This window comes from Natronorubrum tibetense GA33 (genome assembly GCF_000383975.1).
In the GTDB taxonomy this organism is placed as follows: Archaea; Halobacteriota; Halobacteria; order Halobacteriales; family Natrialbaceae; genus Natronorubrum; species Natronorubrum tibetense.
The window spans coordinates 3716333-3729528 of record NZ_KB913017.1; the positions used below are offsets into that span (position 1 = coordinate 3716333).

Sequence of the window (13196 nt, forward strand, 5' to 3'; positions counted from 1 at the left end):
GGCAGTAGGTGTAATATCGCTCAGGCTCTTGGACAGGTATGAACGATGCGAGCGCCAGCCGAATGGAAGCTGCCTGTTCTCTCCTCGCCGAGTCCGAGCGCCGGTTCCTGTTGTACCAGCTGGCCGAGCACCGGGACGCGAACCTCGAGGATGTCGTCACCGGAATCGCGGCCTGGGAGCTCGACGCCCGCCCGGCACAAATCGACAAGGACACCAGACAGCGAGTCTACGTCTCGCTGGTGCACAACCACCTGCCGCGACTCGCCGACTACGACATCATCGAGTACGACCTGCGAAGCGGCGATATCGTGCTCACCAACGGGTTCGACGAGATCAAGCCGCTGTTAGAGCAGTTCAAGCAGACCGAAGCGGAGCCCGAAATCCGCGAGCTACCCCCGCTCTGAACCGGCGTCTTCTTTGGCAGGGAGTTTCGCGTCGCCACCGTTTCTGACGGGTTTCTGACGGTCGAGATACGTTCGATCGTTGGTTCCTACGAGCCGATAGCCACGGTTCGGCCTCGACATCGATCGTTTCGAACCGAAACAGGTAGGAGCGTTCTGGCGAGACGTTCCGTGTGAGCCGATATCGAAACCTCGGACTCTTTCTGGCGCTCGCGGCGATCTGGGGAAGCGCGTTCGTCGCGATCAGCGCGGGTCTCGATCACTTTCCGCCGGTGTTGTTCGCAGCCCTGCGATACGATATCGCGGGCGTGCTCATGCTGGCGTACGCGGCATTCGCCGTCGACGACTGGTATCCGCGGTGCCGTAGCGAGTGGCTACTGGTCGCCGCCGGCGCCGTGTTGTTGATCGCGGCCTACCACGCGTTCCTGTTCGTCGGACAACAGCACACTACCGCGGCTGCGGCGGCGATCGTCGTCAGCCTCTCACCCGTGTTGACGACGGGGTTCGCCCGCGCGTTCGCCCCGTCGGACGCGCTCTCGGCGGTCGGCGTCGTCGGCCTGCTCGTCGGACTGGTCGGCGTCGCCATCATCGCTCGGCCGGATCCGTCGAACCTGCTGTCGGCGGACGTCGTCGCAACGCTGCTCGTCTTCTGTGCGGCAGCCGCCTTTGCGCTGGGAAGCGTCCTCACGCGGGCCATCGAGGCGGATCTCCCGATCGAGACGATGGAAGCCTGGTCGATGATCGGCGGCGCACTCCTCATGCATCTCGTCAGTCTCGGCCTCGGCGAACCGATCGAGCCCGCCGCCTGGACCCACCCCGAAGCGCTCGGCGCGCTCGGCTACCTCGCGGTCGTCGCGAGCGCGATCGGGTTCCTGCTCTACTTCGACCTGCTCGAGCGACTGGGGGCCGTCGAGATCAACATGGTCTCCTACGTCGCCCCGATCTTCGCCGCGGTCGTCGGCTGGGCCTATCTGGGCGAAGTCATCGACGTGACGACCGTCGTCGGCTTCGGTCTCATCGCGGTCGGCTTCGTGCTCGTCAAACGGCAGGCGCTGCGCGAGGAGTTCGGACACGTGATGCGGTGGCACTCGAGCGAGTGAGAGTTCCGCGTCGTCGACTCACCGATCGCCCGAGCGTCGACGCCGATGTGTGTGACCGACGTACAAAGCGACGAGGTTTACCGAAAGCACTCCGAGAAAGAGCAGGGCTTGGAGCGGCGTCGACAGCCCGTTTGCGAGTAACGGAAGGTAGAGGATGGGGAGCACGATCGCCCCCCAGAACCCGGCTACGCGAATCGGTTTCGCGAGCGATGGAGCGACGGCCTCGAGCGTTCGGTCGTCGCTCGCCGTTTCGGGACTCGACTCGAGGTCGGGATCGTCCCCTTCGCCGGATGGCTCTCGCTCGTCCCGACGTTGGTCGTCGGTCGACTCGAGGGAGGCGTCGGCCGAGTCGCTGGCAGTGGAGGGTTTCGACATCGATCTGGACGGATACGTATCACAGATCCGATGGCTAGTACATATAACGGGACGAACGTTTGCCGACCCCATGGCAGGTTCACTGTCGATAAGAGCCACCTGAACGAACACCTTCGGTTTCGGTCCGGAAAGCGGTCAGTTGGTGGTTATCTGATCCGCATTCGTTTCGGATTACAATCGTCTGCTACCGTTCCTAAGGGCTGGTTACAGTTCGACAGATCGCGTTATTGTAGTATTCGTGACACCGAACTGCCAACGAGAGATCGGGACCGGTCGAAGACGGCAGCTGCTCGAAGGCAGATTGGTGCAAAAAATCGACGTCGATACGCGAGCGCCTCAGCTCACTGGAAGCCGATGCGGCTGCCGCGTCGGCCCGTCGGCCCAGGGCCACCCGAGCCGCCGCCCTGGAACTCCTCTTCGATCTGCTCGTAGTACTCGAGGATGTCGTCCGTAATCGTCGGTCGGACGTTCTCCATCGCCTGTCGGAAGTGACGCATCTCGACGATATCGGCCTCGTGATCATCGCGAAGCGCCTCGATGGCTGCCTCCCGAGAGATCGACTCGAGGTCGCTGCCGACGTAGCCGTCCGTGATCTCCGCGATCTCGCGGAGGGTCACGTCGGCCGCCAGCGGCGTGTTCTGCGTGTGAATGTCGAGGATCCGTTCGCGGCCGTCGACATCGGGTTGACCGATCATGACGAGTCGGTCGAACCGACCCGAGCGCAACAGTGCGGGGTCGATCATGTCTGGGCGGTTTGTCGCGCCGATGACCATCACGTTCTCCATCTCCTCGAGTCCGTCGAGTTCGGTCAGCAGCTGGTTGACCACCCGCTCGGAGACGTTCGAGCCGGTCTCACCGCCACGGCCCGGCGCGAGCGCGTCGAGCTCGTCGAAGAAGATCACCGTCGGGGAGACCTGCCGCGCCTTGCGGAAGGTCTGGCGGATGGCCTTCTCCGATTCGCCGACCCACTTGCTGAGCAGCTGCGGGCCACGAACCGAGATGAAGTTCGCGTTCGTCTCGTTGGCGACGGCCTTCGCCATCAGCGTCTTTCCGGTGCCCGGCGGTCCGTAGAGGAGGACGCCGGCCGGCGGATCAACGCCCAGCCGCTCGAACCGCTCTGGGTTGTTCAGCGGCCACTCGACGGACTCCTGGACCTGTTCTTTGGCGTCGTGGAGCCCGCCCACGTCGTCCCAGGAGATTTTCGGGAGTTCGACGAGCACCTCGCGCATCGCGGAGGGTTCGACCTCGTTTAACGCGCCGCGGAAGTCCTGTCGCTTGACGATCATCCGGTCGATCAGGCTCGGCGGGATGTCCTCCTCGTCGAGGTCGATCTCCGGCAGGTATCGACGCAGCGCCTTCATCGCTGCTTCCTTCGTCAGCGACTCGATGTCCGCACCCACGAAGCCGTGGGTCTCGTCGGCCAGGTGGCCGAGTTTGACGTCGTCGGAGAGTGGCATGCCGCGGGTGTGGATCTGGAGGATCTCCTCGCGACCCACCTCGTCCGGGACACCGATCTCGATCTCACGGTCGAATCGACCGGGTCGGCGCAGTGCCGGGTCGACCGAATCGACGCGGTTCGTGGCGGCGATGACGATGACCTGGCCCCGGGCCTCGAGGCCGTCCATCATCGTCAACAGCTGGGCGACGACGCGGCGTTCGACCTCGCCGGTGACGTCCTCCCGTTTCGGCGCGATCGAGTCGAGTTCGTCGATGAAGATGATCGACGGCGACTCCTCGCTGGCGTCCTCGAAGATCTCACGGAGCTGTTGTTCGGACTCGCCGTAGTACTTCGAAATGATCTCCGGCCCCGCGATGGAGAAGAAACTCGCGGAGGTCTCGTTGGCGACCGCTTTCGCCAGCAGCGTCTTCCCGGTCCCCGGCGGCCCGTGGAGCAGGACACCCTGTGGCGGCTCGATCCCCAACTTCTTGAAGATCTGTGGGTGTTTCATCGGGAGTTCGACCATCTCCCGCACGCGTTGAATCTCGCCCTGGAGACCGCCGATGTCCTCGTAGGTGATCCCGCCGCCGGTCTTCTCGAAGCCGCTGATCGGCTCCTCACGGAGTTCGACGTCGGTGTCCTCGGTGATCAACACGACACCCTCCGGCTCCGTCTCGACGGCGATGAGCGGAATCGCCTGCCCTGGCGACCGCATGAATGGATGATTCGTCGAGGACATGACCGGGACGATGTCGCGGCCGACGACCGGCCGTTTGAGAATCTGGCGTTTCACCATGCCAGCCGCGTCGGAACCGAACTGCACCGACGCCTCTTCGGGGGGTGCAAGCGTGAGTTTGTCCGCTTTCGTGGCTTCGGCCTTGCGGATCGTCACGCGCTCGCCGATTCCCACGTCGGCGTTCTGGCGGGTGAAGCCGTCGATCCGGACCGTGTCGGTGTTCCAGTCCTGCCGGTCGGCGCGCCACACCTTCGCCGCGGTGGTGTCTGCACCTTCGATCTCGATGATGTCGCCCGGACTCAGCTTCAAATGCAACAGCGTGTCCGGGTCGAGTCGGGCGATACCACGACCCGAGTCGTTCGGGTACGCCTTCGCAACCTCCAGTTGAACTTCATTCATGATTCGGGGTAGACGATGATGTCTTTTACTCCGCTTCGTGAGCGGATAGGTTTTTTGCTAGCCTTCACCGCATGGTGTGCTAGATGCTACCATATGTATCTGTGGCTGGAAACTACATAGATGTACCGGCATCGGTCGGTTTTGGTGCTACCGACAGCCGGTGGCGGAACCGAATACGGAAGCGGCCTCGGGACGAGCAGATGCCTTTTTGACCGTGCCACCCGGCCACCTACCTATGAGCATCCTCGCGTTCGACGGCCGCATGGGCGCAAGCGGCGATATGATCCTCGCCGCCCTGCTCGATGCCGGCGCCGATCCCGACGTCCTCGAGTCCGTCACCGACGCCCTCGAGGTGGAGTACCGAATCGACGAGACGGTCAAGTGCGGCATCTCCTCGACGACCATCGACGTCTACCTGACCGATCGTGACGGTTCCGACGGCCACGAACAGGGTCACGCTGACGAGCACGACGGGAGCGAACACTCCCACGAACACGTCGATCACGACCACGGAGACGGGCACGATCACGAGCACGAGCATACCCACGACGACGGGGACGAGGACGACCATACTCATGACCACGCTCACACGCACGAGAACGGAGACAGCCACGATCACGTCCACGCCGAAGGCCACGGCCCCCACCGGAGCTACCTCGAGGTCCGCGAGATCGTTGAGAACATGGGCCTCGAGCCGGCGATCGAGCGCGACGCGCTCGCGATCTTCGAACTGCTCGGGGAGGCCGAGGCGAGCGTCCACGGGGAGTCCCTCGAGGAGATCCACTTCCACGAGGTCGGGGCCGACGACGCCATCGCGGACATCGTCGGGGCCGTGTTGCTGTGTCACGACCTCGCCCCCGACGAAATCGTCACGACGCCGCTCGCGACGGGCGGCGGCAGCATCTCGATGAGTCACGGCGAGTACCCCGTCCCGACACCGGCGGTCGTGGAGATCGCCCAGCGGGCGGACTGGTCGCTCCGCGGCGGGCCCGTCGAGACCGAACTGCTCACGCCGACGGGGGCCGCGATCCTGGGCCACCTCGCCGACGGCGTGGAGTCGCTGCCCGCGCTCGACCTCGAGGGGTCGGGCTACGGCGCCGGCGGCTACGACCTCGATCCACACCCGAACGTGTTGCGGGTGCTGGTCGGGGACGGCGGCGGGCGCGGCGAGTTGGTCAAAGACGATATCGCCGTCCTCGAGACGAACCTCGACGACGCGACGCCGGAGGTCCTCGGCGGCCTCCAGGAGACGCTCGCAGACGCGGGCGCAAGAGACGTGTCGATACTGCCGGTCACGATGAAGAAGTCGCGGCCGGGGCATCTCGTGAAGGTGATCTGCAAGCCCGCGGACCGAGAGCGAGTGGCTCGAGCGCTGGCCGAGGAGACCGGGACGCTCGGCGTTCGCGATGCGGGGGCGACTCACCGCTGGATCGCGAACCGGGAGTTCGAGACGGTGGCGCTAGAGGTCGATAGTGAGACGTACAACGTGACGGTGAAAGTTGCCAGCGACGTGGACGGCGAGGTGTACGACGTGAGTGCGGAGTACGACGACGCGCTAGCGGTGGCTCGAGAGACCCGGGTTCCAGTTCGCGACGTGCTTCGACGGGCCGAAACTGTGGCTCAAGCGGCTATCGATGCCGACGACAGCTTCGGCGACATCTCGTGATCCCCAGTGTGACAGCTGGGTGAGACGAGCACCTGTTCAGGGAGGACGAAACGAGACCAGCAAAGCGGAGAGTCAGTGGACGTTCAGGTGCGGTGACCGGAACCACGAAAGAAATAAGAGATTTGTTCTCGATCGATGGCGGTAATAGGAGATATTCGAGTACGGTGCCGTGCAGTTGTACTCGGTTTGGCTATTCGTTCGCGAATGGGGCCCGAGTCTGTCTAACGACGACGTTGTACAGCGACAATAAAACCGAAACTCCGTGTTATTTCCGATGGAAATCTCGCATAGACCGAGTGGGGTGAGCAGTAAATTGTAACTCTAGTCCCCAATCAGTCGTTCTGAGGCCTCAAATCGTTGGCAGCGACGGTTAATCACTGAAACGATCGTTTCGGCTTTTGACAGTATCGTCGGTATCAAAGGCATATGAGCAGCGTGATTTTACCCCGCAAAGAATGTAGCTACCTGAGAAGTCGACATCAGAGTGACCTATTAGAAGGCCGTAACCGGTTGGCCAACACAGGTCGTCGATCACGGCCGCTTCGACAGTATACGTGCGCTACGACCGGTCATACTTCTGAACTAACGGTCCATTCGGGTGTTAGTCGATGTCGAACACATCGTGGGGATAATCGATGACTATGCGAGCTAACGAACAACTCGATGTCGGAGTGATCGGAGTGGGGTCGATGGGACAACACCACGTGCGCGTCTACAGTTCGCTCCCGGACGCAAACCTCGTCGGTGTCTTCGACGCCGACGAGAACCGTGCGCGGGCGGTCGCACACGATCATGACACGTCCGCGATGGAGTTCGATCCGCTTCTCGACGCCGTCGACGCCATCTCGATTGCGGTTCCCACGAGCGCACACTACGAGATAGCGACCCGCTGTCTGGAGGCCGGCGTCGCAGCGCTCGTGGAGAAGCCGGTGGTCGGCGATCTCGAAACCGGACAGGACCTACTCGAGAGGGCGAATTCGGCGGACGTTTTGCTACAGGTTGGTCACATTGAGCGGTTCAATCCGGCAGTGATAACGCTCGCGGAGATTCTCGACGAGATCTCAGTGATCGGCCTCGCTTCGCGCCGACTCGGCCCGCCACCAAACACGAAAACGGACGACAGTGCCGTACTCGACCTGATGATCCACGATATCGATATCGTCCTCTCGCTTCTCGACGAGGTTCCGACGTCCGTGAAGGGAACCGGGGTTCGAAAGAACGGGCACGTCTCAGCGCTAGTGGAATTCGGGCCCGACCTGATGGCATCACTGACGGCGAGCCATCGGACGCAGCGGAAAGTGCGAACGCTCGAGGTCACCGCCGAAGAGGGGCTGTTCCTCGTCGATTACATCAACCAGTCGATCGAGATTCACCGTCGCTCGGTTCCGGAGTACGTCGAGCAGAACGGCAAGATCCGTTACAGACACGAGAGTTCCGTCGAACACCTGCACGTTCCGAACGAAGAGCCCCTCCGAAACGAACTCGAGTCGTTTCTGAAGGCGGTCGCAACGAACTCCTCGCCCAAGGTCACGCTCGAAGACGGGTTGAATGCGCTCGAAATCGCAGAACAAATCGAACAACAGGGTCTGGGGACCCTACCGAAGAAGGACACGCACAAACGGCTGTCGAATGAAAGGATATGCGCGACCGAACGGGGCAGAGGAGAGACGAGAAATAAACAACCGTCTGACAGGGGTGGGTGACATGTCGTCTCATCGATCGTCGAGTCGACCCTACGACTCGTCCGGGACAGACCAACACTCCGTCATTTGCGTTGTGGGGCTGGGATACGTCGGCCTCCCGCTCGCGTACGAGTTCGATCGTGCCGGCCACACCGTCATCGGATTCGATGTCGATACCGAAAAGATTGAGCGACTTCGTTCCGGGGTTGATCCGACCAGCGACGTCGGGGACGACGCGATAGCGGATTGTGACGTCTCGTTCACGAACGAACCGGCAGCGGTGAGCGCCGCACGGTTCGTTCTCGTGACCGTCCCCACACCGCTCGACGATCTGAAGAACCCGGATCTCGAGTTTGTCCGGAGTGCGGGCGAAACGATCGGCCGAAACATCGAACCGGGTACGATCGTGATACTCGAGTCCACGGTCTATCCCGGAGCCACACGAGAAGTTCTCGCACCTGCGATCGAACAGTCGTCAGGCCTGCAGTGTGGCGAGGACTTCTATGTTGGGTACTCGCCCGAGCGACTCGTTCCCGGCACCGACGAACACACCATCCGAAACGTCACGAAGATTGTGAGTGCACAAACCGACGAGATCCGCGACGAGATCGCGTCCCTGTACGAGACCATTGTCGACGCCGGTGTCCACCGAGCACCGAGCATCGAGGTGGCGGAAACGGCGAAGTGTATCGAGAACATCCAGCGCGATCTGAATATTGCGCTCGTCAACGAGCTCGCGATCGCGTGTGAAAACCTCGGCGTCGACACGAGAGAGGTGCTCAAGGCAGCTCGTACCAAGTGGAATTTTCACGATTATCGGCCGGGCTTGGTCGGCGGCCACTGCATCCCGATCGACCCCTTCTACATCATTTACAAGTCCAAACAAAATGGATTCATGCCGCACCTGATACAGCAGGCGCGTGACGTCAACGAGTACGTTCCCGTGCACATCGGAAAACTCGTAATCAAGTGTTTGAACAACTGTGACAAGGTTCCCCGACGAAGTTGCGTTCTCGTCCTCGGACTCTCCTACAAGCCGGGTGTAGGTGACGTTCGAACCTCCGCCATTGATGGGACGATAGCGTATCTCGAAGGATTCGACATCGATGTCGTCGGATACGATCCCTGCACAGAGAACGACGTCGCACGCGCCGAGTTCGGCATCGAGGTCCAGGAGGAACTGTCGTTCGAGGGCGTCGATGGGATCGTCTTGGCGACGGCCCACGAGGAGTTCCGATCCATCGATTACGGAACCGCAGCAGAGGACATGGCGGACGACCCGTTCTTCGTCGACGTCAACGCGCTGTTCGACACCGACGAGATGACCGAGTGCGGATACGAGTATCGGAGATTGTAATCATGTATCGAAATCATCACATTGGTGTGATCGTACCAGCATACAACGAAGAGGGTCACGTCGGAGACGTCATCCGCGAGATGCCCGAGTTCGTCGATCGGATCTACGCCGTCGACGACCGGTCGACGGACGGAACGTGGGCCGAAGTGCTGGACGCTGCCGAAACCGGCGCGGGCGAGCACTCGTCCAGTGGGCTCCGGACGATGTTGACGGATGGCGGTCGAATCGCGAATCGAGGATCCGTTCACGAACGAGTCGGCCAAGTCGTTCCAGTTCGCCATCACGAGAACAGGGGTGCCGGCGGGTCGATCAAGACGGGCTATCTACTGGCGCTCGTAGATGGGGTCGATATCACGGTCACCGTCGACGGCGACGAGCAGATGGACCTCGGTCAGATGACGCGCTTGCTCGATCCGATCGTGGAAGGGCGGGTCCAGTACGCGAAAGGAAACCGTTTGCTCCGCACGAAACCGAACAGAGTGATGCCAACCTGGCGACTCTTCGGGAACGCGGTTCTGACAGTTTTGACGAGTATTGCCAGCGGTTACTGGGGGATAATGGACCCTCAAAATGGGTACACCGCTATTTCACGAGAGGCGCTCGAGACCATCGAGGTCGAGGACCTCTACGAGTACTACGGGTACACCAACGACGTACTCACGAAATTGAACGTTCACAATATCCGTGTCGGTGACGTGACGATGAAACCGATCTACGGAGATGAAAAGTCGAGTATCGTATACACGGAATACATTCCCAAAGTATCCGGAATGCTCCTGCGGAACTTCGTATGGCGACTACAGAAGACCAACCGCGGATGGTTCGTCCACCCACTCGCGCTATCGTACATCGTCGGTGGGATCGCTTCAGGCCTCGCGGCGGCCATCGGAGTTCGATCGCTGTACGCACACGTAAGTCGAAAAAAAGGCTCGACTGAACGATTCGCGTCGAGCCTCACGCTATTTGCAGTGGGGTGTCTCTGCATACTGTTCGGTACAGTGTTCGATATACACTGCAACGAGGAGAAGGTGGTGCGTATCCATGACTAGCGACGGTCTCAGCGTCGTCGTGACGATCCAGCACCCGTCTAACGTTCACTTTTTCCGAAATGCGATAACCGAATTCAGGAGTCGAGGCGACGACGTTCACGTTTTTGCGCGAGAAAAAGACATTGCGTGTGAGTTGCTCGACGAGTACGGAATCGAGTATCAACTTCTTGCAGGCGGTTCGTCGAACCTGTACGAACTGGCGAAAGTACAGACGAAATACGAGTACGAGATTCTGAAACGCGTTCGAAGCCTCCAGCCCGACGTCCTGCTGGCCGTCAGTGAACCGGCGATCACCCACGCGTCCACCTGTTTCGATTGTCAGAGCGTTTTGTTTACCGACACCGAGCACGCGACGATCCAGAACTACCTCGCGTATCCGTTCGCCGACGTTATTTGCACCCCGGAATCGTACTGGGACGACCTCGGCAACAAACAGGTCAGCTATCCCGGCTTCCACCAGCTCGCGTATCTCCATCCCGATCGTTTCTCGCCAAATCCTCGCGTCCTCGACCACGTCGACGCCGACGAGGACGATAAACTCGCAGTATTACGTCTCGTATCGTGGGACGCCGCTCACGACATCGGACAGCAGGGGATCGGCGGCGTCGAAACGCTCGTCGAGGGTCTCGAGCGCAGTGGTGTTCGGGTCCTGATCACCTCAGAGACCGAGTTACCGGCGTCGCTCGAAGATCGCCGGGTCGACCTCCCCGTCCACCAGATCCTCGATCTGCTCTACTACGCGGACCTGTTCATCGGAGAGAGCGGTTCGATGGCCATCGAGAGCGCCGTTCTTGGCACGCCGACGATCTACGTGTCGTCGCTCTCCGCGGGAGTTCTCGAGAAACTAGAATCGTGGTACGGACTTCTTTTCAGTCATGCCCAAAGTCCGCCGCCTCAGCAACTCCTCGAAGAGGCGACGACCATCCTCGAGACTGACTCGTCGGTCTGGGAGTCGCGCCGTCAACGCCTGCTCGAGGAGAACGTGGATATGACGGAGTTCATTCTGGAAATCGTCGATCGAACGGTCGCGGTACCGAAATCTCGGCCCGGGGCCCTGCAAAAAACGATTGATCGAGTGAGACAGCGATGACGGAGTTGCTCGACGAGTACGAATTCGCACTGTGTCTAACCCACGACGTCGACCGCCCGTTCAAGACGTTCCAAGCGCCGTACTACGCGCTGCAGGAACGGGACCCGTCACACCTGCGTTCGTTGCTCAACGACGAGCAACCCTACTGGCAGTTCGAGGAGGTAATGAGCCTCGAGGACGATCTCGGTGTTCGGTCGTCGTTCTACTTCCTGAACGAGAAACGGCTCTGGGAGAAGGGACTGCGAGAGTGGCTGCGTCCCGAGAGCTGGAAGCTCTACGGCGGCCGGTACCGCATCGAAGACGAGCGGATCGTAAACGTGATTCGAGACCTCGATCGCGGCGGCTGGGAGGTCGGAATTCACGGCTCCTACGAAACGTACGACGACCGGGGACGGCTGTGGTACGAGAAGGAGACGCTCGAGCGTATCCTGGGGAAGGAAATCCTCGGCGGGCGCCAGCACTATCTTCGATTGAAACGACCGACGACGTGGGAACACCACCGGGCAATCGGGCTGAAATACGACGCGACGCTCGGGTCGAACGGCGGATACGGGTTCGACGGACAGTACGACGTCCTTCGACCGTTCAACGACGAGTTCGTCGTGTTCCCGCTCACCGCGATGGAGCGGCCCCTGCTTGAATCCGCCGGGTCGACGGAGGCAGCGTTGCGCGAGTGTAACCGTCTCCTCGACGAGGCAGCGGCGAACGACGCCGTAATGACCGTGTTGTGGCATCCTCGGTACTTCAACGAGAGCGAATTCCCCGGATACCGGGAGCTGTACGTCGAGTTGATCGAAGGAGCGCAGGATAGAGGTGGATGGGTGGGACCGTGTGGCGAGTGTTACGACCGACTTGAACTCGAAGAAATGATACAATGAGCATCGACATCGACACGCTCGAACCGACCGAACGCGAACAGTGGGACGATTACGTCGAGCAATCGCCGATGGGAACGTTCTTTCACCGCTACGACGTCCTAGAGGTCATCGAACGGCACGCGTCCGCCGAGTTGCATCCACTGGTAGGATACAAGGGCCAGGAACCCGTCGGAATTTTTCCGGTATTCGAGATTCGAAAGGGTGGGGTTTCAACCGCGTTCTCACCGCCACCCGGACTCGGATTGCCGTTTTTGGGGCCTGCCCACCTCAACGAGAACAAGCTCAAACGCAGAAAGCTCGAGCAACGACGGAAACGGTTCGTCGACGGCTGTCTCGAGTGGATCGACGAGGTGTCTGGACCTCGATACACGCGGATCTGTACGTCGGTCACCTACGACGATCCGCGGCCGTTCAGCTGGAACGACTACGACACGAGGCCGCTACACACCTATCTACTCGACCTCGATCGGGACGAGGAACAGCTCAAACGATCCTTCTCGAAGTCGCTCCGTCGCTACCTCGATCCCGACGATTCGGATCGATTCTCCATCGAAGAAGGCGGCACCGACGCGATCGGCTTCATCCACGAGCAGATCCGGTCGAGATACGAGGCGCAGGGGCGGCGGTACCGGGTACCGCTCGAGTTTCTCACGGACCTGTTCGAATCGCTCCCGGACGGACGCGTTCGTCCGTATGTCGCGGATGTAGACGGCGAGCGAGCGAGCGGAATCATTGTCTTCGAGGGCCAGTCGACGATCTACTACTCGGAGGGTGGCGGAAAGCCCGACGTGGAGTACCCGATAAACGATCTGCTCCACTGGCGAATCATTCGGGACGCCAAAGATCGGGGGGTCGAAACGTACGACCTCCACGGGGCCGATTCTCCGCGAATCTGCGAGTACAAGTCGAAGTTCAACCCCGATCTGGGGACGTACTACGAACTGGAGAACGGGACCCCCCTGATGAACGTCGTCTCGAATCTCTACCAGAAGTACAGATAGCGGCGCCAAATCGAAGGTACCCCA

The 13196-nt window shown here is 60.9% G+C and carries 11 protein-coding genes; 9 read left to right on the plus strand and 2 right to left on the minus strand.

The features are described 5' to 3' along the window. Positions 1 to 38 precede the first annotated feature (38 nt). Both NATTI_RS0119140 and NATTI_RS0119150 read left to right on the plus strand, forming a co-directional pair. Positions 39 to 404 (plus strand): DUF7344 domain-containing protein, encoded by a 366-nt coding sequence (locus NATTI_RS0119140; RefSeq protein WP_006088253.1) that lies wholly within the window; start codon positions 39 to 41, stop codon positions 402 to 404. A 170-nt stretch (positions 405 to 574) separates the two neighbouring features. Then, positions 575 to 1501 (plus strand): DMT family transporter, encoded by a 927-nt coding sequence (locus NATTI_RS0119150; protein WP_006088252.1) that lies wholly within the window; start codon positions 575 to 577, stop codon positions 1499 to 1501. An 18-nt stretch (positions 1502 to 1519) separates the two neighbouring features. Here the strand turns inward: NATTI_RS0119150 and NATTI_RS0119155 are convergent, their stop codons facing one another. Beyond that, positions 1520 to 1876, minus strand: a complete 357-nt coding sequence (locus NATTI_RS0119155) for a hypothetical protein (RefSeq protein WP_006088251.1) — start codon at positions 1874 to 1876, stop codon at positions 1520 to 1522. A 341-nt stretch (positions 1877 to 2217) separates the two neighbouring features. Further along, positions 2218 to 4449, minus strand: a complete 2232-nt coding sequence (locus tag NATTI_RS0119160; protein WP_006088250.1) for a CDC48 family AAA ATPase — start codon at positions 4447 to 4449, stop codon at positions 2218 to 2220. A gap of 235 nt (positions 4450 to 4684) precedes the next feature. Here NATTI_RS0119160 and larC point away from each other — a divergent pair, with 235 nt between their 5' ends. The 7 genes from larC to NATTI_RS0119195 all read left to right on the plus strand — a co-directional run bounded on the left by larC (position 4685) and on the right by NATTI_RS0119195 (position 13172). After that, positions 4685 to 6115, plus strand: a complete 1431-nt coding sequence (gene larC / locus NATTI_RS0119165; RefSeq protein ID WP_006088249.1) for a nickel pincer cofactor biosynthesis protein LarC — start codon at positions 4685 to 4687, stop codon at positions 6113 to 6115. A 641-nt stretch (positions 6116 to 6756) separates the two neighbouring features. After that, positions 6757 to 7818, plus strand: a complete 1062-nt coding sequence (locus NATTI_RS0119170; protein ID WP_006088248.1) for a Gfo/Idh/MocA family protein — start codon at positions 6757 to 6759, stop codon at positions 7816 to 7818. 73 nt (positions 7819 to 7891) lie between these two features. After that, positions 7892 to 9154: a nucleotide sugar dehydrogenase gene (locus tag NATTI_RS0119175; protein WP_006088247.1), complete on the plus strand. Its 1263-nt coding sequence runs from the start codon at positions 7892 to 7894 to the stop codon at positions 9152 to 9154. Between the two features lie 2 nt (positions 9155 to 9156). After that, on the plus strand, positions 9157 to 10203 hold the full coding sequence (locus NATTI_RS0119180) for a glycosyltransferase family 2 protein (protein WP_027119219.1): 1047 nt from the start codon (positions 9157 to 9159) through the stop codon (positions 10201 to 10203). After that, positions 10196 to 11293 (plus strand): DUF354 domain-containing protein, encoded by a 1098-nt coding sequence (locus NATTI_RS0119185; RefSeq protein WP_006088245.1) that lies wholly within the window; start codon positions 10196 to 10198, stop codon positions 11291 to 11293. The genes NATTI_RS0119180 and NATTI_RS0119185 overlap by 8 nt, the downstream gene beginning before the upstream one ends. Continuing rightward, the gene (locus NATTI_RS0119190; protein WP_006088244.1) at positions 11290 to 12171 is read left to right on the plus strand and encodes a polysaccharide deacetylase family protein; all 882 of its coding nucleotides are present in this window, start codon (positions 11290 to 11292) and stop codon (positions 12169 to 12171) included. The genes NATTI_RS0119185 and NATTI_RS0119190 overlap by 4 nt, the downstream gene beginning before the upstream one ends. Continuing rightward, positions 12168 to 13172: a lipid II:glycine glycyltransferase FemX gene (locus NATTI_RS0119195; protein ID WP_006088243.1), complete on the plus strand. Its 1005-nt coding sequence runs from the start codon at positions 12168 to 12170 to the stop codon at positions 13170 to 13172. Before NATTI_RS0119190 ends, NATTI_RS0119195 begins: the two co-directional genes overlap by 4 nt. The last annotated feature ends 24 nt before the right edge of the window (positions 13173 to 13196 follow it).